The following is a 17,605-nucleotide window of genomic DNA, read 5'->3' as shown; positions in this document are numbered from 1 at the left end:
CGCTTCCAGTCAGATTGGCGGCAGATCCCAGAAATTGACAGGACTGGAAGTTGACTGGCTGTTAAGGGATCAAGCAGGCAGGGGATACCTAGCTCAAGTCAACCAGTCCAATTGGACAGCAAGTTGATCGATTCACGGAAGTGGACGGGTGAGAATCGTGATCATCTACCAACCGGCCCAGGTGGACGCCGAATTAAGAAGTCCGACACGGGCGACGACACGAACCTCGGCACTACCCCCGAAGCACCCGCAGAACCGGCTCCAGCGACCCCACCACATTTTCGGCCCCCGCCTCCCGCAGCAGCTTCTCCTTGGAGCCGTTACGCGCGTAACCGAGGAACGGAACGCCGGCTTGCCGGGCGGCTTCGTAGTCCGAAGGGGCGTCGCCGATCATCAGGGCGGCCGAGGGGGCGGCGCCCAGGGCGTTCAGGGCCCGGTTGAGGCAGTGCGGGTCCGGCTTGAGCCGGCGCAGGTCCTCGGTGCGGCCGTAGACGTTGAGGGCGAAGCAGCCGACGAGGTCGCGGCCGGCCAGGTAACGGGCGGCGGTGCGGGCCGAGTTGTTGGTCGCGATCGCCAGTCGCGCGCCCACGGCACTCCAGGTCCGGATCAGCGGATCCGCGTACGCGGTGGGCCAGGCGGTCGGCACCGCCTTGAGCTCCTGCTGGGTGAGCCGTTCCTCCAGCTCGGTCACCAGGTCGCTGTGCGGATGGCGCCGGTGGACCGCGTACAGGACGACCATCGGGTCCGGATGGACCTGCTCCTCCTCGGTCAGCAGCCCTCGCAGCCCCTGCCGCTCCAGCCACTCCACCAGGTCCTTCGCCACGTCCTCCGCGGAATGCCCCGCGAACAGCCGACAGATCGGCCCGTCGAAGTCGAAGAGTACGAAGCGAGCGCGTTCGATCACTTCCCGCAAGTTCTCGGTCTCTGCTGCCACCGGTTCAGTCTGCGCCGTATCAGAAGTCACTAGGAGAGTGTCAGGTCCGTGGTGATGGTTTCCCAGAGGGCGTCGAACCACTTCTGGGACTGATCCACGAACGCGGCGTCCCGTTGACCGGTCCGCCTCTCGAAGGAGAAGAGGAGGGACTCGGAGCCCAGAGCGTCGTACATGTCCAGAACTCCATCGGCCACCTCCTCCTCGCGTCGGGTGACCATGTAGTACGCGATTAAAGCCTCAACGCCGTTGAGCAGGTACAACTTCACCGGCGGAGTGAAGGGGAGGGCCCGGAACGCCACGCGTACGTCGATGCCATGCGAGGAACGCAGGGCGCGGAGGTTGTGCTGGAGCACGTGGACCTGGGCGTTGCGCTGGGCCAGCCAGCGTTTATGGACCGGATCGTCGTCTCCGCGGCCGTCGACGGGGACCGGGAAGGCGAGGTTGATGTCCCGGGAGGGGAGCAGGATGCGGACGTCGATCGTCTCCGGGCGGATGCGGCCCTCATGGATCAGCCGGACCGGTTCGCCGAGCGCCAGCATCAGGGTCTCCGCGGTCAGGCAGGCCGCGTCGACCCGGACGTGCGGCGCGGAGAACGCCTCGGCCAGGCGGGGAGCCAGCCCGACCATCGTGGTCTGGGGCTCGTTCCGGGTCGGTGTCGGCTCCGCGATCCGTGGGGGGCTGCCCTTGCTGACGTTGCTGAGCAGGCCGTCGTCCTGGAGGGCACGCAACGCCTGACGGACGGTGCCCCGCTCGACTCCGAACTCCTCTGCCAACTCGGCCTGAGTCGGCAGGCGGTCTCCCGCCTTGAGGTCTCCGGCGCGGATCCGATCCCGCAGGACGTCGGCGATCTCCTGGGGCGAGAGCCTTCTGCTGCCGTTCACTGCAACGTTCTCCTGGGTCACGACCAAACGCTACAACTCTGGTCCATCTATCGGGAGTTGTTTGAAAGTTGTTTATGACTACCGGCCAAGTGGGGACAACTTAATCAGAGTTGGCAACCAACTTGGCCAAGTTGGCGGAAGTTTTGCCTCCCCCACCCGAGCCCCGCACGAGCCCCACCCGAGGCCCAACCCGAGCACCGCCCCCGACTCACCCGGGCTCACCCTCGCACACCCCAGAGGAACCACCACGCCACAGTAGAAGCAGGAGAATCGCCCATGCCCGCCATCGCCCTTCTCTCCGCCCTCTTCGTCGTCGGCTTCGACCAGTTCGTCCAGTGGCAGTACGGCACGACGGGCGTCGTCGGTCTGCTGCTCCTCACCATCGGGATCAAGGCGAAGAGCCCCGCCTGCAGCTCCGTCGGGGCGGTCGTGCTGGCCCTGATGGTCGCCGGGCCCGCTCTGTGAACCAGGTCCGCACTGTGAACCAGGTCCGTGCCGCACAGGGGACCTCAGCTCGTCAGCAGCAGCTCCGAGCTGATCGTCTCCCACAGCGCGTCGAACCACCGGTGGGACTGCTCCACGAACGTGGTGTCCCGCAGCCCGGTCCCCCGCACGAAGGGGAACAGCATGGACTGGGTGCCCTGGACGTCGTACATCTCCAGGTATTCATGGTCCACCTCCTCCTCGCGCCTGCTCAGGGTGTAGTACGCGAAGAGCGCCTCGACGCCGTTGAGCAGGTACAACTTCACGGGCGGAGTGAAGGGCAGGGCGCGGAAGGAGACGTTGACGTCGATGCCGTGCGTGGCGCGCAGGGCGAGCAGGTTGTGGCGCAGCACCTGGCCCTGGGCGTTGCGGTTGGCCAGCCAGTTGCGCTGGAGCCGGCCGGAGGCCGACGCGTCCACCGGGGTGGGGAAGGCGAGGTCGATGTCACTGCTCGGGAGCAGTACGCGGACGTCGACCGTGGCCGGTTTTATTCGCCCCGCGTGAATGTGCCGGAGGGGTGCGCCCATGGCAAGGGTGAGTGATATCGACGTCAGGCACAGGGCGTCGATCTCCACGTGCGGGGCCTCGAAGGCGGCCGTGATCCGCCCGCCGAGCGCCACCGTGGTGGGCTGCGGCGAGGCCTCCGGGCCGGTCAGGGCCCGTTCCAGGGTGTCGGCGACGGTCGCCGGGCTCCCCTTGGACACGTTGACGAGCAGGTGCTCCGACTGCAGGATGCGCAGCGCCTGGCGGACGGCCCCGCGCTCGACACCGAACTCGTCGGCCAGCTTGGCCTGCGTGGGCATGCGCTCTCCCGGCCGCAGCCGGCCGGACCTGATCCGGTTGCGCAGCTCGTCGGCCACCTCGCGGTGTGACCTCTGTGGCCGTGGTGACCTGTTCCGCCCATTGACGGAGGCGTGTTCCGGCTCCACGACCAAACACTACAACTTCGCGCCATCTTTGGGCAGTTGCGGGATAGGTGGTTATGAGTCGTCCCAACACGGAGATAAGTAAGGGTGAGTTGGTTGCCAACTTGAGCAACATGGTCAAACTACCGGAGGGTTGGCCGCCAGAGTCATCAAGTCATCCACCCGAAGGCTGGTTCTGAAGGGCCGTCCTCAAAGAGGCCCGTCCCGAAGGCCCGTACTCGAGGCCCGTCCCCAAGGAGGGACCGTCATGCCGCTCGTCGCCCTCGCCGTCGCCGCCCTCGCCATCGGATTCGAACAGCTCATCCAGTGGAAGTACGGGCCGCTGGGCATCATCGCGTTCGTCGCGCTGTCCGTCGGCCTCAAGGCCAAGAACACCACCATCAGCGGCATCGGGGCCGTCATCCTCGTGATGCTGCTCGCACAGTCCGGCTGATCGGACGCCACCGTCCGGCAGTCCGGCTGACCGGGCTCCCTTCCGGAGGGGAGCCGGGAGCTCGGCCAGTCCGCACCACCACAACTGAATCGCTACGGATCAAGCACCACGAATCAAGCACTACGGATCAAGCACTACGGATCAGTAGTCATCACCCGCACGGAAGGAGTACCGGTCGGCCGAGATCAGAAGATGTCCGGGCACCACGGTCGCCTGGACGTGCGGAGCAGGGCGTCGGCAACGGAGGCGGCGCCCTCTCGTTCTTCCCGCACCCGCCCCAGCGCGGCAAGCCGGACCGCCGACTCGTCGCCCAGCCACAGCGACGCCAGCTCACCGACGTCCAGGGTGAGGTCGGCGCCGGCGGTGGTCGGTGCGCAGGCCGCTCCGTCCGGTCCGGCGTCCAGCCGATAGCGCCCGGCGGACAGCCCGTCCCCGTCGGTGACGTCCAGGACCAAGGTCCCGGACCCCGCGTACGTACGCGCCTCCAGAGCCCGTACGACATCCAGGATCCGCACCCACAGCCAGTCCGCCTGGGTGGTGATGCGGGCGGCGCGCGGATCGGGGAGGAAGTGCGGCAACAGATCGTCGGGGGCCCGCCAGCCGGTCTTGACCTTGGCGATCCAGTCGATCGAGCAGAGGTACTGCCACAGGGCGCGCTCGGCCGCCGGGGTCACCGCGATCAGCCAGTTCACGTCCGCCGTGTTGAGGGGTTGTTTGACGTCGCCCCAGTTGTCGTCCGACTCGTACGAGACCAGGCCCTCGACCTCGCCGGTCGCCGAGCGGTACACGGCGTAGAAGGGCTCGTCCCAGGGGTCGTCGCTCAGGCTCAGTACGCCGGTGTTGATCTGCCACCAGCGCTCGTCGCGGCCGACCGCGCCCGGCTGGACGCGCCTGAGCCGCTCGTACAGCTCCGGGCCGATCTTCCGTACGTCCTCGCCGTCGACCAGGTCGATACGGGTGCCGTCCGCCGGGCCCGACCAGCGGGGGTCGAGGCCTGCCCTGGGGACGTCGATGGTCCACTCGACGGCGGTGGTGGCCGGTCCGAAGCCGTACCGCCCGTAGATCGGATACTCCGCGGCGATGAGCGTGGCGACCACGTCTCCGCGTTCCTTCGCGGCCGTGAGGTCGGTGGCCATCATGCGGGTGAGGAGGCCGCGGCGGCGGTGGGTGGCGGTGACGGTGACGTTCGTGATCGCGTCGGCGGGGACGGGGGTGCCGCCGACGGTGGTGAGCTGCTGCGGGAACGATCTGAAGGTCGCGACGATGGGGGTGCCCCCGCTCGAGCGAAGTCGAGAGTGGGGGAGGCCGGTGTCGAAGGCGCCGAGTGTCCGCTCGGGCACGATGCCGGAACCCCGGTTGGTCATCTCCCGCTCCGATACGGCCGGGGAGCGCAGAAAGCCCGTGTGCATCGCGCGGATCCAGTCCGGGATCTCGGCGTCGGTGATCGCTCGTACGTCGATTTCTTCGCGGCGGCTCATGGGGTCACGCTAGGGGGACGGCTACGGGGGTGTCGCGCGGTTTTCGCCCACGCCACCCCTGGGGCGGGGCTCCGCCCCGCATCCCCGCCCCTCCGGAGTTTCGCTCAGAACACCGCCCGGATCTCCCCCACCTCGAGCCCCCCGCCCATCAGCGGCGCCCGGCCGATCCTCGTGGCGACCGGGGTGTCCACGCCCAGCAGGGACAGTGCACGGGCCAGGACGGGGCCGAGAGCCCGGCCGCCGCCGTCGTCGATCTTGAAGGCGAGGGCCCGGCCGTCGGGGAGGGCGACCGCCTGGACGGCCTCCGCGCCCATCTTGGAGAGGGTGCCCGGGACCTCGCGCATGAGCCAGGTGTCGGGGCGGCGAGTGCCGGCCACGTACTCGGGGTGGGCCCGCATCGCGTCGGCGACGCGGCGTTCGGCAGAGCCGGGAGCCGCGAGGACGAAGGAGCGGAAGGCCCGGGCCAGACCGGTGAGGGTGACGGCCATCAGCGGCGCCCCACAACCGTCCGTACCGACCGCGGCCACCGGCTCCCCGGCCGCCTCCTCGACGACGGTGTGGATCAGCTTCTGGAGCGGATGCCCGGGGTCGAGGTACGAGTCCGTCGGCCACCCGCGCAGTGCGCACACCGCGAGCATCGCCGCATGCTTGCCGGAGCAGTTCATGGTGACCCGGTCCCGAACGGCGCCCTCGGCGAGATACACCTCTGCCTCCTCCGGGTCCAGCGGCAGATCCGGCGGGCACTGCAACTGCCCGGCGGTCAACCCGTGCTCGGCCAGCATCCTCTGGACGAGTTCGCGGTGGAAGGTCTCCCCGGAGTGGCTGGCGGCGGCGAGGGCCAGCCGTTCGCCGGTCAGGTCCAGCCCCGCCCGCAGCACACCGGCCGCCTGCATCGGCTTGTTCGACGAGCGCGGGAAGATCGGCGCGCTCACCTCACCCAGCGCCCGCTCGACCGACCCGTCCGCGGCCAGCAGCACCAGGCTGCCCCGATGGCGCCCCTCGACGAATCCCGACCGGACGACCTCGGCGAGAACGGGGGGTATGACGAGGGGTATGGAGGGGTCTGCGGGCGCGGCAGGGGCGGCGGACATCGGCGGTGGCCTTCCAGGACTCCGGAACGGGGACCCGCCCCGGGTGATCGAACCGCGACACCTCAGGGGATGTCCCCCCTGACGTCTCCGGCCGAGCCCCGCGACCGCATACCCGGACCGTGCCCGAACGCGGCCGCCGCGACGGCGGAACCGTACGGAGCCGTGGGGCGCCCGGCCCCGGATCTCCCGGACCGGCGGTGCCGCCGCGACCACCACACGCGCCCCCCGGGATCGCCGGGGGCCACCGCGTCACATGAGCAGGTCGTCTACTTGTGCTTCCCCTTCACGGTACCTGCGGGCGATCTCGGCACTGCAATCGTCGGCCGTGCGCTGCAGCAGCTGGCGCCGCCGGGAGACCTGCTGCTCGTAGCGCACGAGCCGCCCCATCCCGGCGTCCAACTCGTCGTCCGTACGGGCATCCAGGTCCGACAGCTCCACCTCGGCGAGCATGTCCGCGGCCAGCCGCCGGTACTCCTCGCCGTGCGGTGTGCCGACCGTCACATGGCGGGCCGAGGAACGGTGCCGGGCGGGCGCGTCCGCCAGGATCTCCGGAAGCCGGTCGACGACGGACGCCTCGCCGGACGCGGCACCCGCCTCCCTCCCCAGCGCCGAGCGCAGGCCCGGACTCGTGCCCAAACCCGAAACCAGGGCCGATCCCGAAGTCGCGGAGGGTGCCCGCAGTCCCCCGCGGCGCGCCAGCTCCGCCCGCAGGATGTCGATCCGTCCCTGGAGCAACCGCCGCACATAGCTGAGGTCGGCCTCGTCCCGGTGCGCGTCGCGCCGCAGGGTCCGCAGTTCGGGCAGCCGCAGCAGGGCCAGATCGTGCTCGGGCGGGTCCGGACGCAGCGGGCTCTCGGTGCGCTGCACGGGAGGGCGATGAACTCCCGTACGACCGCCTTCCGCCCGCGGACTCGTACGGGTCAACGACACAGTCCCGGGCGGCTGCCCCGTACTCGGTGTGCTCATGTGCCTCTACCGTCCCCTCGACCGGCGCGGTCCACCCCACGGTTGCACCGCAACACACGCATCGTGCCACCCCAAGTGGACACTATGTGACCGAGTGCCCACGATAAGCCCCAGATGGGGGGGTAAGGATCAAAAAGAAACCCCCCAAATGACCCCCCAAAGGACCCTCCTGAGAGATCTTCTTCGGACACGGCATGATGGTCGCCATGCGTGCGGTGGTGCAGAGGGTGGACGGCGCGAGCGTCGTCGTGGACGGGGAACACGGTCCGGAGACAGTCGGGGCGATCGACGGCGAGGGGCTGTGCGTCCTCGTCGGCGTCACGCACGACGACACCAAGGAGAAGGCGGCCCAACTCGCCCGCAAACTCTGGTCCGTTCGGATGCTGGCGGACGAGAAGTCGTGCTCGGACATCGACGCGCCGCTGCTCGTCATCAGCCAGTTCACGCTGTACGGCGACGCCCGCAAGGGCCGTCGCCCCACCTGGAACGCGGCCGCCCCCGGCGACGTCGCCGAACCCCTCGTCGACGAGGTCGTCGCCCAACTCCGGGCGCTGGGCGCCACGGTGGCGACGGGCCGGTTCGGCGCGCAGATGCGCGTGTCGCTGACGAACGACGGCCCGTTCACCGTGCTCCTGGAAATGTGACCCAAGGGCTGTACGACCCCAGGGCCGTGAGGCCCCAGGGCCATGAGAGCCCAGGACTGTGTGAGCCCAGGACTGTGTGAGCGCTACGGCTCGACGACGACCTCCTGCGCCGCCGCCGTGGTGTCCGCCATCAGCCGGGCGTCCACCGGTACGTTCCGCTTCACCAGGCCGAGCGCGATCGGGCCGAGCTCGTGGTGGCGTACGGACGTGGTGATGAAGCCGATCTTCCGGCCGTCGGGGCCGTCGTCCGCGAGGCGCAGCTCGGCGCCGTGCGGCGGAAGGTGCACCTCGCTGCCGTCCAGGTGCAGGAAGACCAGCCGACGCGGGGGCTTGCCCAGGTTCTGTACGCGGGCGACGGTCTCCTGGCCCCGGTAGCAGCCCTTCTGCAGGTGCACGGCGCTGCCGATCCAGCCCAGCTCGTGCGGGATGGTGCGGTGGTCGGTCTCGAAGCCGAGCCGCGGGCGGTGGTGTTCGACGCGTAGCGCCTCGTAAGCCAGGAGCCCGGCCGCCGGGCCGGTCTTCGCGGCGTACGACTCCAGGTCCGTACGCGGCAGGAAGAGATCACGTCCGTACGGGGTCTCGCGTACGACGACGCCGTCCGGGACCTCGGCGATCGACCCCGCCGGCAGGTGGACGACCGCGACGTCGGCCGTGCGGTCGGCGGTTTCGACGCGGTAGAAGAATTTCATGGACTCCAGGTACGCGAGCAGCGCGTCCTTGGTGCCGGGCTCGACGTGGGCCCAGGTCGTGGTGCCGTCGTCGACGAGGTACAGCGCGTGCTCGATGTGGCCGTGCGCGGAGAGGATCAGTGCCTCGGTGGCGCGGCCCGCCGGGAGGTCCGTGACGTGCTGGGTCAGCAGCAGGTGCAGCCAGCTCAGCCGGTCCTCGCCGGTGACGGTGACGACGCCGCGGTGCGAGAGGTCCACGAAGCCGGTGCCGTCGGCGAGGGCGCGCTGCTCGCGGAACAGATCGCCGTAATGGGCGGCGACCTCTTCGTCCACGCCCTCGGCGGGGACGGCGCCGGGCAGAGACAGCAGGGGGCTCTTCATACGCCTAGCCTACGACTTGGTAGTTGAACTCTTGAGAGAGCAGTCCTTGCACCGACCGAAGATCGCGAAGTGCTTCATGTCCGTCTCGAAGCCGAACGTGTCCCGGAGCTTCGCGATGAACTCCGCGGCGACCGAGACATCGGCCTCGATGACATTCCTGCAGTCGCGGCACACCAGATGGATGTGGTGATGCCGGTCGGCCAGGTGGTACGTCGGCGCGCCGTGCCCGAGGTGGGCGTGCGAGACCAGCCCGAGCTCCTCCAGGAGCTCCAGGGTCCGGTAGACGGTGGAAATGTTGACCCCCGACGCCGTCTTCCTCACCTCGATGAGGATGTCGTCGGGGGTCGCGTGCTCCAGGGTGTCCACGGCTTCGAGGACAAGCTGGCGCTGCGGCGTCAGCCGGTAGCCGCGCTGCCTCAGGTCACTCTTCCAGTCGGTGCTCACCACACCAAAGAGTCTAGGACTACTTGAAGAAAGCGATCCCGTCGTCCGGCATGTCGTCCGGGAGGGCCTTGGCCCAGCGTTCGACGTCCTCCGGGGTGACGACCTTCTTCAGGTGCGCGGACATGTAGGGGCGCAGCTCGACCTCGGGGGTCTGCTTCTCGCCGACCCACATGAGGTCGCTCTTCACATAGCCGTACAGGCGCTTGCCGCCGCTGTACGGGGCGGATGCGGCGGTGCGCGCCACGGCGTCCGTGACCAGGTCGATCTGCGGCTGCTTGGCGGCCAGGTCGCCGTACCAGATCTCGACGACGCCGTCGTCGCGGATCATGACGACCTCGACCTTGCGGTTGCCGTCGATGCGCCAGAAGCCGGACTCGGTCTCCAGCGGCCGGACCTTGTTCCCCTCGGCGTCGAGCACCCAGGTGCGCGAGTGGTACTCCAGGAAGTCCCGCCCGTCCTGGGTGAAGGTGACCTCCTGCCCGAAGTTGCACTTCTCGGAGCCCGGGAAGTCGTGGACGCCCGCACCGGCCCAGTCGCCGAGCAGGAAGGCGAGGGGGAGCAGGTCCTTGTGCAGGTCGGACGGGATTTCGATCATGAGCTCGGCAGTTCCTCGATGGGTGTCAGCGCTGGCCCTGGTACAGCTTCTTCACGGCCAGCCCGGCGAAGGCGAGCACGCCGACGCAGACCAGGACCAGCAGGGTTTCGAAGAAGATCTCCACGGGGTGCTCCTCGGGTGAGCGGAGTGCGGTACGGGTACACAAGAGCCGGGCCCCAGCTTACGCGGCGGGAGTCCGGCTCTCTGCGTGAGGTACGCCCATTGGGGGGGGCTCAGCCGTGGAAGCCGCCGCCCTTGACCGCGCCGACGAAGGACGACCAGGCGCCGGCCTCGAAGACGAGGGGGGTGCGGGCGGGGTCCTTGCTGTCACGGACGGGGACGACGGCGGGGAGGTTGTCGGCGACCTCGACGCACTCGCCGCCGTCCGGATTGCTGTAGGAGCTCTTGCGCCAGTCGGCGGTGCTCAGGAGGTCGTCGGAGACCTCGACGCAGTTGCCGCCGTCCGGGTTGCTGTAGCTGCTCTTGCGCCACGTCACGTTGGTCAGGTCGATGGCTCGCACGGCACTTCCTCCAACATCCGCAGGATGAACGACCGCGACTCGGCCGGGTTCAGAGCCAGGTCGCGCATCGCATCGTACGCACGTTGCAGTGGCTCAACTGATCCGTTTCCCTCGACGAGTTCACCGCGGTGGGCGTTCTCCGTGTATGCCACCGTACTGCCGTCCAGCAGCCGCAGGAACATCACGGCGGTACTCACCAGCCCGTACAGACCGGCTACCTGCGGCAGTACCTGAAGCGTGATGTTCGGGCGCTGCGACACCTCCAGCAGGTACTCCAGTTGTTCCCGCCACGCCCCCGCGCCGCGCAGCGGCGTCCGCAGCACCGCCTCGGCCAGGAGGGCGCGGAACACCGGCGCGTCCTCCCCCTCCAGCAGCTCCCGTCGGCTTGTGCGGGCTTCGACCTGCCGGCTCAGGTCTTCGCCCTTGGCACCGCCCAGGGCGAGCACCTCGTGCGCGTACCCGTCGGTCTGGAGCAGGCCCGGCAGGATGCTCACCCCGAAGTGCCACAGGCTCACCGCCTCGGCCTCCAGCATCATGTACCGCCGGTACTGCTCCTTGAACTGCGTTGGATCGCCGACCGCCAGCTCCCACAGCGTGAGCAGCAACCCCGGCGTCCCGTAGTGCTGATCCAGCGCCTGAACGACCTCGGGACTCCCCAACGTCTGCCCGCTCTCCAGCTTCCCGAACAGCGACGAGTCCCACCCCAGCACCTCCGCGAGCTGCCGCAGGCTCTCCCCCTTGCCCGCCCGCAATAACCGCAGCTCCTCCGCGAAGCGCAGCCTGGGTTCCTGACTCCGTCCCGTGATCACGCGCCGCGGTGGCATCGCACTCCTCCGTGGAAAATCGTCGGCTCTGTGGAATTTGTGGAATTAACGACGCCAGGTCAAGAACAACCGCTGGTCCACGGCGTTTCCGCCCTGCCGATGGGCCATGCTCGCAACAGCCCTGAACACGCAGAGTAGTCCAATCGTCGCATTTCGTATAGAAGTTGGATGAATGGATGGAAATCGGTGACGGCGGAGACGACCGAGACGACGGACGCGAAACTCGACGGGCGGCGCGAGCACGCGCGGGCCGGGTTCGACGGCAGCGCGGTCACGGACGCCAACGTGCTGCTGGGCCGGCACCAGCGGCTGGAGCACCGCGAATGACCCGTCGTACGTTCTGTTACGTACTGAACGGTGCGAAGGCCGTGTGCGCCGGACCACCCATACACGGGAATGTGACACTCGGCGCCGAAGTGTCACATTCCCCACGCGGAAGAGTCCCAGGGGCGGGCACCCGAACGTACCGGGCGGCACGGACTACCCTTCGGCCATGGCGAAGAAGCTCGTGATCAAGGTGACAGCGGGGGCCGATGCCCCCGAGCGCTGCTCGCAGGCGTTCACGGTCGCGGCGGTGGCCGTGGCCAGCGGGGTCGAGGTCTCCTTCTGGCTGACCGGGGAGTCCGCGTGGTTCGCGCTGCCGGGCCGGGCCGCCGAGTTCGAGCTGCCGCACGCGGCGCCGCTGCCCGATCTGATCGACGCGATCCTGGCCGCGGGCCGACTCACCCTGTGCACCCAGTGCGCGGCCCGCCGGGACATCACGGAGAAGGACGTCATCGACGGCGTACGCATCGCGGGCGCCCAGGTCTTCGTCCAGGAGGCGATGGCGGACGAGACACAGGCGCTCGTCTACTGACCGCCGTCTACTGACAGCCGTCTACTCACCGTCGTCCACCGACAGCCGTCCGCTGAGGGCGGCCCCCTACGGCCGCCGCTTCTTCCCGTCCAGTTCGTCCCACCACTCGTCGGACTTCGGGTCCCCGGACGGGTCGTCCCACCAGCGGTCCTCGGGGCCGCGGCGGTTGGCCACCATCGCGGCGAACGGCGGGATCACCATCGCCACCACACACATCCCCACGGCCACGGGAATCGACCAGATCCGCACGACTCCCCAGGCCAGAACGAAGAGTCCGATGCACGTCCCCATCATGGCGAAGTACACGTGTCGCCGTCGTGCGTACATGACTCCAGCGTAGGCCCGTACATGCCGAAGGGCCGCACCCCGAGCGTCCAACCCAGGGGTGCGGCCCAACGGCCGTTCGTGGCTGCCGTCAGACGGCGATGGCGACCTCGGCGAGGCCGCCCGTCTGGGCGACGACCGTACGGTCCGCGGTGCCGCCGGGGACCAGGGCGCGCACGGTCCAGGTGCCCTCGGCCGCGTAGAAGCGGAACTGGCCCGTCGCGGAGGTGGGGACCTCCGCCGTGAACTCGCCGGTCGAGTCCAGCAGGCGCACGTAACCGGTGACGGGCTCGCCGTCGCGGGTCACCTGGCCCTGGATGGTGGTCTCACCGGGCTTGATCGTCGAGGCGTCGGGGCCGCCGGCCTTCGCTCCACACATATGTCGATTCCGTCCTTCAGTACTTCAGGCCTTGGGGGTTACTTGTTGGCGCCGAGCTCGATCGGAACGCCGACCAGGGAGCCGTATTCGGTCCAGGAGCCGTCGTAGTTCTTGACGTTCTCCACGCCGAGCAGCTCGTGCAGCACGAACCAGGTGAGCGCGGAACGCTCACCGATACGGCAGTACGCGATGGTGTCCTTGGCGAGGTCGACCTGCTCGTCGGCGTAGAGCTCCTTGAGCTCGTCGTCCGACTTGAAGGTGCCGTCGTCGTTCGCGTTCTTCGACCACGGGATGTTGCGGGCGCTCGGGACGTGGCCCGGACGCTGCGACTGCTCCTGCGGCAGGTGGGCCGGGGCGAGCAGCTTGCCGCTGAACTCGTCGGGCGAGCGGACGTCGACCAGGTTCTGCGAACCGATCGCGGCGATCACGTCGTCGCGGAAGGCGCGGATCGCGGTGTTCTGGGCCTTGGCCTTGTAGTCGGTCGCGGCGCGGCTCGGGACCTCGGCGACCAGGTCGCGGGAGTCGAGCTCCCACTTCTTGCGGCCGCCGTCGAGGAGCTTGACGTTGTCGTGGCCGTACAGCTTGAAGTACCAGTAGGCGTAGGACGCGAACCAGTTGTTGTTGCCGCCGTAGAGGACCACCAGCGTGTCGTTGGCGATGCCCTTCTCCGACAGGAGCTTCTCGAAGCCCTCCTGGTCGATGAAGTCACGGCGGACCGGGTCCTGGAGGTCCTTGGTCCAGTCGATCCGGATCGCGTTCTTGATGTGGTTCTTCTCGTACGCGGACGTGTCCTCGTCGACCTCGACGATGGCCACGCTCGGGTCGTCCAGGTGGTCCTGGACCCAGTCGGCGTCGACCAGGACGTCGCTGCGGCTCATGCTGTTTCTCCTCCGGGGCAGTTGCGGCGGGGCTGTGCGTTAGACAGAGGGTGCGCGGTCATGCCGGTCTCGGCTGCGCGGCGCGCACGGGGATCCTTGGCGAAGAGTTGCCAGGGGAGGGCGGACGGACGAATGTCCCGCTCAGAAGGTGCGACAGAGCATGGCGGCGACGCGGCACAGGTCTACTGCCCGCCGCTTCGTGAGATCCGCCTGTCGCTTCATGCCGTCGATCGTAGGGACGGACAGGCGGGGATGTCACCGGTGTGTCGGATACTGAGATGCGATCGTCCGTGATGTGAGACGACCTTCTCGCCGATCCCGCCCTCGCCCCGCCCAGGGGCCCCCGCGCCCGTCGTCGCGTCGACAGCGCCCCTGCGGTACGGACGGGCCCGTCTCGCCCCTCGGACAACCTCGGACAACCCTCCGCCCCTTGGCCGTTGGCGCTTGCCCCCTGGCCGTAGGCCGTTGGCCGTCCTACCCGACCAGCTTGACGTCCGAACCCTTCACCGAGATGTTCACGCCGTTCGCCGCCGCCTCGACCTTGTCGAGCTGGATGCCGCCCGGCAGCCGGTCGATCTTCTGCTCGAAGTCGGTGATCGCGCGCACCCGGTTCTCGGCGAGGGCGACGCCCACCTCGGGCAGCGAGTCCGCGTGCACCCGGACCGTGTTGCCCCCGACGACGGTGACCGAGCTGAGCACGGAGACCGGCTCGGGCAACGCGGAGCCGCCCACGGCCACCTTGACCGAGACCTTGATCTTGCCGTTGCCGCCGTCCGAGAGGCCCACGACCTCGGCGGTGACACCGGGGCCGACCGGCGTCAGCGCGGGCTTGACGGCCTTGAGCAGCGCGGCGTACGCGACGGTCGCGCTGCCGGAGGCGCTGTTGGCCGTGGCGGAGCTGTAGTCGCCGTTGAAGCTGACGCCGTGCATCTCGGCGTTCAGGTCGTCGATACGGATGGTGCCCGTACCGCCCCCGCCGCCCGTACCGCCGCCCGTCGACGCCTCGTACTCCTTGATACCGATCTTCACGTCGTCGAGCGTGCCGCCGACGACCTGGGTGAGGAAGGGGAAGCCCTCGATGGAGACGTCGGGGGTGCTGGCCAGGCCCTCGGTGCTCTTGATCCGGTCCGCCGCCTTGTTCTCCGCGAAACCGACCGCCACCCGGTCCGCGATCACGAACAGGCCGCCCAGGATGACGGTGACGATCAGGATTATTCGCAGTGCTCGCATGCTCGGAGTTTCCCCCACCTCGACCGGGTCCGGGCGACCGGCATGGCCGTCCCCCGGCGAATCTAACTCCGAAGGGCCCCGCGACGGGGGCCCCTCGAAGCCGTTGTAGATCACCTGTGACGAACGGCGCGGCCGAACGAACGGCCGCCAGCTAGCCGAGCGCGCGCCCCAGCAGGTACACCGCCGGAGCCGCGGCGGCCAGCGGCAGGGCCACGCCCGCGGTGAAGTGGACGAAACGGGACGGGTAGTCGTAGCTGGCGACCCGGTGGCCGATCAGCGCACAGACCCCGGCGCCGAGGCCGACGAGGGCGCCCTTGCCGCCCAGGTCCGTCATCCCGCCGACCGCGGCACCGGCGCCCGCCGCGGCCAGCACCGCCACCACCACGGAGGCCGCGGTGGGCAGCGGCAGCGCGCGGGCCAGGATCGTCACGGCGACCGCGGCGGCGCCCACCGTGACGGCGTCCGGCTCGGCCGCGAGGTAACCGGCCGCGATGATCGCGAGCGCCGCCGAGGCGACGGTCGCCATCAGGCCGTACATCCGGGTGTCCGGGTCGGCATGGCTGCGCAGTTGCAGCACGAGGGTGAGCAGGACCCACACGCCGAGGGTGCCGAGGATCGCGGCGGGCCCGTTCTCCCGGCCGGCCGCGAGCAGCGCCACGTCCGCGGTGACCGCGCCGAGGAACGCCAGCGCGATGCCCTGCCGGGCCGGCCACATGCCGTTCAGCCGGAACCAGCCCGCCGCCGTGACGGCCTGCAGCAGGACCAGGGGTACGACGAGGGCGTACTGCCCGATCGCCGCCGTACCGGAGAGCAGCAGCCCGAGCAGCGCGGTGAGCGCGGCGGGCTGGATCCCGGGTTCGATGATCGGCGAGCGGCCCTCGGCGCGGGCGCGCTGGGCGTCGGTGACGCGGGCGTTGCCGGTGACGGTCGGAGGGCCGTAGTCGGAAGCCGCCTCCGGGGCGAGGGAGGCCGTGCCGGGAGCGGACGCCTCGGGGCGCGGCGGCTGCGGGGCCCGCGTCGGGGCCGGGGTCCGTTCCCAGCCCTGTGCCGCGGTCTCCGGCGGAAGGGGCTGGGCGGTGACGCCGTACCCGCCTCGGTACGCCTGCGGCTCCTGGTAGCCCTGATGTCCCTGGTACCCCTGGTGTCCCTGGTACCCCTGCTGCTGTCCCTGGGGCGGCAGGTACGCCGTGTCCGCCGCCGGCATCGGAGGCTGCACGGGCTGCACCTGGTTCTCCCAGGTCTGCCCCTCCCACTGCTGGGTGTGCTGCTGCCACTCGGGCTGCTGTTGAGGCTGCGCGGCCTGCTGGCCCTGTTGAGGCTGCTGGCCCTGTTGAGGCTGTTGAGACTGCTGAGGCTGCTGAGGCTGCTGATACGGGTTGTACCCCTCGTACGGCCCCTCGTATCCGCCCTCGTACTGACCCTCGTACGGCTGGTTGCTCATCGTCTCGCTCACCCTCCTGCGAACGGCGGGAGCACCTCGACCGTGCCGCCCTCGGCCAGCCGTACCGTCTCATGCCCGCGGGTGCCCACCGGGTCACCGTCGATGAGGAAGGAGCATCGCCGCAGCACGCGGACGAGTTCGCCGGGGTGTCGCTCGCGGGCCGCTTCGAGCGCCTCGGCGAGCGTGCCCGCGTCGTACGGCTCCTCCGCGACGCCGGCCGCGGCCTTGGCGGCGGCCCAGTAACGGACCGTGCCCTTTGCCATCTCGTTCCTCAGTCATTGATTTCCGTGAACTCTCCGAACACGGTCAGGGTACTCAGCGGCACAGTGATTGGCCTCAGGAGACTCAATAGACGCTAGCCCGCCGCCGCGGCCGCCCATTCCCCGATCCGGCCCAGCAGCGCATCGTCGGCCGCGTGCTCGGCATGGCCCATGCCCGGCTCGATCCACAGTTCGGCGTGGTCACCGGAGGCGGCGGCGAGCATCCGCGGGTGGTCCAGGGGGAAGTAGCCGTCCTGGTCGCCGTGGACGATCAGGAGGGGGGTCGGCGCGATGAGGGGGACCGACTCGACGGGGGAGGCCGGCACCGGGTCCCAGTCGCGGTGGTGGATACGGGTGCGCAGCCCGTAGCGGCCGATCGCGCGGCCCACCGGCCGGGTCACCAGCCAGTGCAGGCGCCGCATGGGGGCCGTGCCCCGGTAGTACCAACGGGCGGGTGCGCTCACCGAAACCACGGCGTCAACCACGGCGTCGGTACGCGCGTCGCTGAGGGCCGCGTGGCGCAGCACCACCGACCCGCCCATCGAGAAGCCGACGGTGGCCACGCGCGTGTGCCCGAGTTCGCGGGCCCAGGCGACCGCGGCGGCCAGGTCGTGGACCTCGCGGTCGCCGACCGTGGAGCTGCCGCCGGAGGCGCCGTGACCGCGGAAGGAGAAGGTGACCACCGCCGCATGACGGGCGAGGACGGCCGCCGCGCGGCGCACGTGCGGACGGTCCAGATCACCCGTGAAACCGTGCGCGACGACGATGACCACGTCATTCGATCCCATGGCCGAGTCACCAGAAGGTCGCGTTCCAGGCTCGTACGCCGCATCGATCGTCACCCCGTCGACCGTATGCAGAGATCTCCGCAAACGGGTGCGCGGGGGCGTCTCAAGGGGTGGACGATAGGAAGATCCCGTGACTTGACCTGCCGGACCTGAGCTCATGTGGGCTATTCTGCTGAGCAG

At 69.5% G+C, this 17,605-nt stretch carries 24 protein-coding genes; 5 read left to right on the top strand and 19 right to left on the bottom strand.

Annotated features, from left to right (window positions below):
• Positions 1-232: 232 nt before the first annotated feature.
• Positions 233-1,015, bottom strand: a complete 783-nt coding sequence (locus OG747_RS23975; RefSeq protein ID WP_405881389.1) for an HAD family hydrolase — start codon at positions 1,013-1,015, stop codon at positions 233-235.
• Positions 964-1,842: a GntR family transcriptional regulator gene (locus tag OG747_RS23970; RefSeq protein WP_405881388.1), complete on the bottom strand. Its 879-nt coding sequence runs from the start codon at positions 1,840-1,842 to the stop codon at positions 964-966. Before OG747_RS23970 ends, OG747_RS23975 begins: the two co-directional genes overlap by 52 nt.
• Positions 1,843-2,091: 249 nt before the next feature.
• On the opposite strand from OG747_RS23970, the gene OG747_RS23965 reads away from it, so the two are divergent.
• Positions 2,092-2,280, top strand: a complete 189-nt coding sequence (locus tag OG747_RS23965) for a hypothetical protein (protein WP_405881387.1) — start codon at positions 2,092-2,094, stop codon at positions 2,278-2,280.
• A 44-nt stretch (positions 2,281-2,324) separates the two neighbouring features.
• On the opposite strand, the gene OG747_RS23960 is transcribed toward OG747_RS23965, so the two are convergent.
• Positions 2,325-3,233, bottom strand: coding sequence for a winged helix-turn-helix domain-containing protein (locus OG747_RS23960; RefSeq protein ID WP_405881386.1), 909 nt, complete (start codon positions 3,231-3,233; stop codon positions 2,325-2,327).
• A gap of 238 nt (positions 3,234-3,471) precedes the next feature.
• On the opposite strand from OG747_RS23960, the gene OG747_RS23955 reads away from it, so the two are divergent.
• Entirely contained in the window at positions 3,472-3,657 is a 186-nt protein-coding gene (locus OG747_RS23955) for a hypothetical protein (protein WP_405881385.1), read from the top strand.
• A gap of 185 nt (positions 3,658-3,842) precedes the next feature.
• Here the strand turns inward: OG747_RS23955 and OG747_RS23950 are convergent, their stop codons facing one another.
• The 3 genes from OG747_RS23950 to OG747_RS23940 form a co-directional block, all read right to left on the bottom strand.
• Positions 3,843-5,135 (bottom strand): GNAT family N-acetyltransferase, encoded by a 1,293-nt coding sequence (locus tag OG747_RS23950; protein WP_405881384.1) that lies wholly within the window; start codon positions 5,133-5,135, stop codon positions 3,843-3,845.
• A 104-nt stretch (positions 5,136-5,239) separates the two neighbouring features.
• Positions 5,240-6,226 (bottom strand): asparaginase, encoded by a 987-nt coding sequence (locus OG747_RS23945; RefSeq protein ID WP_405881383.1) that lies wholly within the window; start codon positions 6,224-6,226, stop codon positions 5,240-5,242.
• A gap of 249 nt (positions 6,227-6,475) precedes the next feature.
• Entirely contained in the window at positions 6,476-7,192 is a 717-nt protein-coding gene (locus OG747_RS23940) for a hypothetical protein (protein ID WP_405881382.1), read from the bottom strand.
• Positions 7,193-7,398: 206 nt separating this feature from the next.
• Here OG747_RS23940 and dtd point away from each other — a divergent pair, with 206 nt between their 5' ends.
• Complete coding sequence (dtd, locus tag OG747_RS23935) at positions 7,399-7,836, top strand: D-aminoacyl-tRNA deacylase (RefSeq protein WP_405881381.1); 438 nt, start codon at positions 7,399-7,401, stop codon at positions 7,834-7,836.
• 83 nt (positions 7,837-7,919) lie between these two features.
• Here dtd and OG747_RS23930 read toward each other — a convergent pair whose 3' ends face one another.
• The 5 genes from OG747_RS23930 to OG747_RS23910 all read right to left on the bottom strand — a co-directional run bounded on the left by OG747_RS23930 (position 7,920) and on the right by OG747_RS23910 (position 11,269).
• A complete protein-coding gene (locus tag OG747_RS23930) occupies positions 7,920-8,885 on the bottom strand; it encodes a YgfZ/GcvT domain-containing protein (protein ID WP_405881380.1) in 966 nt (321 codons plus the stop codon).
• A gap of 9 nt (positions 8,886-8,894) precedes the next feature.
• Complete coding sequence (locus tag OG747_RS23925) at positions 8,895-9,332, bottom strand: Fur family transcriptional regulator (RefSeq protein ID WP_405881379.1); 438 nt, start codon at positions 9,330-9,332, stop codon at positions 8,895-8,897.
• A 16-nt stretch (positions 9,333-9,348) separates the two neighbouring features.
• On the bottom strand, positions 9,349-9,924 hold the full coding sequence (locus OG747_RS23920) for an FABP family protein (RefSeq protein ID WP_097285290.1): 576 nt from the start codon (positions 9,922-9,924) through the stop codon (positions 9,349-9,351).
• Between the two features lie 233 nt (positions 9,925-10,157).
• Positions 10,158-10,445 (bottom strand): DUF397 domain-containing protein, encoded by a 288-nt coding sequence (locus OG747_RS23915; RefSeq protein ID WP_405881378.1) that lies wholly within the window; start codon positions 10,443-10,445, stop codon positions 10,158-10,160.
• The gene (locus OG747_RS23910) at positions 10,427-11,269 is read right to left on the bottom strand and encodes a helix-turn-helix domain-containing protein (protein ID WP_405881377.1); all 843 of its coding nucleotides are present in this window, start codon (positions 11,267-11,269) and stop codon (positions 10,427-10,429) included. Before OG747_RS23910 ends, OG747_RS23915 begins: the two co-directional genes overlap by 19 nt.
• Before the next feature lie 168 nt (positions 11,270-11,437).
• On the opposite strand from OG747_RS23910, the gene OG747_RS23905 reads away from it, so the two are divergent.
• Both OG747_RS23905 and OG747_RS23900 read left to right on the top strand, forming a co-directional pair.
• Complete coding sequence (locus tag OG747_RS23905; protein WP_405881376.1) at positions 11,438-11,596, top strand: hypothetical protein; 159 nt, start codon at positions 11,438-11,440, stop codon at positions 11,594-11,596.
• Between the two features lie 166 nt (positions 11,597-11,762).
• Complete coding sequence (locus OG747_RS23900; RefSeq protein WP_405881375.1) at positions 11,763-12,125, top strand: DsrE family protein; 363 nt, start codon at positions 11,763-11,765, stop codon at positions 12,123-12,125.
• Between the two features lie 66 nt (positions 12,126-12,191).
• On the opposite strand, the gene OG747_RS23895 is transcribed toward OG747_RS23900, so the two are convergent.
• The 8 genes from OG747_RS23895 to OG747_RS23860 form a co-directional block, all read right to left on the bottom strand.
• Positions 12,192-12,452 (bottom strand): DUF3099 domain-containing protein, encoded by a 261-nt coding sequence (locus tag OG747_RS23895; protein ID WP_405881374.1) that lies wholly within the window; start codon positions 12,450-12,452, stop codon positions 12,192-12,194.
• A gap of 88 nt (positions 12,453-12,540) precedes the next feature.
• Complete coding sequence (locus OG747_RS23890) at positions 12,541-12,828, bottom strand: DUF1416 domain-containing protein (RefSeq protein ID WP_054232391.1); 288 nt, start codon at positions 12,826-12,828, stop codon at positions 12,541-12,543.
• 38 nt (positions 12,829-12,866) lie between these two features.
• Positions 12,867-13,706, bottom strand: coding sequence for a sulfurtransferase (locus OG747_RS23885; protein WP_405881373.1), 840 nt, complete (start codon positions 13,704-13,706; stop codon positions 12,867-12,869).
• A gap of 141 nt (positions 13,707-13,847) precedes the next feature.
• Entirely contained in the window at positions 13,848-13,928 is an 81-nt protein-coding gene (locus tag OG747_RS23880) for a putative leader peptide (RefSeq protein ID WP_350310325.1), read from the bottom strand.
• Positions 13,929-14,180: 252 nt separating this feature from the next.
• On the bottom strand, positions 14,181-14,936 hold the full coding sequence (locus OG747_RS23875; protein ID WP_405881372.1) for a DUF2993 domain-containing protein: 756 nt from the start codon (positions 14,934-14,936) through the stop codon (positions 14,181-14,183).
• Between the two features lie 151 nt (positions 14,937-15,087).
• On the bottom strand, positions 15,088-16,377 hold the full coding sequence (locus OG747_RS23870; RefSeq protein WP_405881371.1) for a hypothetical protein: 1,290 nt from the start codon (positions 16,375-16,377) through the stop codon (positions 15,088-15,090).
• 8 nt (positions 16,378-16,385) lie between these two features.
• Positions 16,386-16,640 (bottom strand): MoaD/ThiS family protein, encoded by a 255-nt coding sequence (locus OG747_RS23865; protein WP_405881370.1) that lies wholly within the window; start codon positions 16,638-16,640, stop codon positions 16,386-16,388.
• Between the two features lie 92 nt (positions 16,641-16,732).
• On the bottom strand, positions 16,733-17,584 hold the full coding sequence (locus OG747_RS23860) for an alpha/beta hydrolase (protein WP_405881369.1): 852 nt from the start codon (positions 17,582-17,584) through the stop codon (positions 16,733-16,735).
• Positions 17,585-17,605: the final 21 nt, after the last annotated feature.

Source organism: Streptomyces sp. NBC_01384 (assembly GCF_045040035.1).
Classification (GTDB): Bacteria; Actinomycetota; Actinomycetes; order Streptomycetales; family Streptomycetaceae; genus Streptomyces.
The sequence above is the reverse complement of the archived record's forward strand: the minus strand, read 5'-3'. Positions and strand labels throughout refer to the sequence as shown.

What these genes read in the sequence shown, in the direction of transcription:
- OG747_RS23965 (WP_405881387.1), top strand. Translation starts at nt 2,092, where the DNA reads ATGCCCGCCATCGCCCTTCTCTCCGCCCTCTTCGTCGTCGGCTTCGAC.
- OG747_RS23955 (WP_405881385.1), top strand. Translation starts at nt 3,472, where the DNA reads ATGCCGCTCGTCGCCCTCGCCGTCGCCGCCCTCGCCATCGGATTCGAA.
- OG747_RS23950 (WP_405881384.1), bottom strand. Translation starts at nt 5,135, where the DNA reads ATGAGCCGCCGCGAAGAAATCGACGTACGAGCGATCACCGACGCCGAG.
- OG747_RS23945 (WP_405881383.1), bottom strand. Translation starts at nt 6,226, where the DNA reads ATGTCCGCCGCCCCTGCCGCGCCCGCAGACCCCTCCATACCCCTCGTC.
- OG747_RS23940 (WP_405881382.1), bottom strand. Translation starts at nt 7,192, where the DNA reads ATGAGCACACCGAGTACGGGGCAGCCGCCCGGGACTGTGTCGTTGACC.
- dtd (WP_405881381.1), top strand. Translation starts at nt 7,399, where the DNA reads ATGCGTGCGGTGGTGCAGAGGGTGGACGGCGCGAGCGTCGTCGTGGAC.
- OG747_RS23930 (WP_405881380.1), bottom strand. Translation starts at nt 8,885, where the DNA reads ATGAAGAGCCCCCTGCTGTCTCTGCCCGGCGCCGTCCCCGCCGAGGGC.
- OG747_RS23920 (WP_097285290.1), bottom strand. Translation starts at nt 9,924, where the DNA reads ATGATCGAAATCCCGTCCGACCTGCACAAGGACCTGCTCCCCCTCGCC.
- OG747_RS23910 (WP_405881377.1), bottom strand. Translation starts at nt 11,269, where the DNA reads ATGCCACCGCGGCGCGTGATCACGGGACGGAGTCAGGAACCCAGGCTG.
- OG747_RS23905 (WP_405881376.1), top strand. Translation starts at nt 11,438, where the DNA reads ATGAATGGATGGAAATCGGTGACGGCGGAGACGACCGAGACGACGGAC.
- OG747_RS23900 (WP_405881375.1), top strand. Translation starts at nt 11,763, where the DNA reads ATGGCGAAGAAGCTCGTGATCAAGGTGACAGCGGGGGCCGATGCCCCC.
- OG747_RS23895 (WP_405881374.1), bottom strand. Translation starts at nt 12,452, where the DNA reads ATGTACGCACGACGGCGACACGTGTACTTCGCCATGATGGGGACGTGC.
- OG747_RS23890 (WP_054232391.1), bottom strand. Translation starts at nt 12,828, where the DNA reads ATGTGTGGAGCGAAGGCCGGCGGCCCCGACGCCTCGACGATCAAGCCC.
- OG747_RS23885 (WP_405881373.1), bottom strand. Translation starts at nt 13,706, where the DNA reads ATGAGCCGCAGCGACGTCCTGGTCGACGCCGACTGGGTCCAGGACCAC.
- OG747_RS23880 (WP_350310325.1), bottom strand. Translation starts at nt 13,928, where the DNA reads ATGAAGCGACAGGCGGATCTCACGAAGCGGCGGGCAGTAGACCTGTGC.
- OG747_RS23875 (WP_405881372.1), bottom strand. Translation starts at nt 14,936, where the DNA reads ATGCGAGCACTGCGAATAATCCTGATCGTCACCGTCATCCTGGGCGGC.
- OG747_RS23870 (WP_405881371.1), bottom strand. Translation starts at nt 16,377, where the DNA reads ATGAGCAACCAGCCGTACGAGGGTCAGTACGAGGGCGGATACGAGGGG.
- OG747_RS23865 (WP_405881370.1), bottom strand. Translation starts at nt 16,640, where the DNA reads ATGGCAAAGGGCACGGTCCGTTACTGGGCCGCCGCCAAGGCCGCGGCC.
- OG747_RS23860 (WP_405881369.1), bottom strand. Translation starts at nt 17,584, where the DNA reads ATGAGCTCAGGTCCGGCAGGTCAAGTCACGGGATCTTCCTATCGTCCA.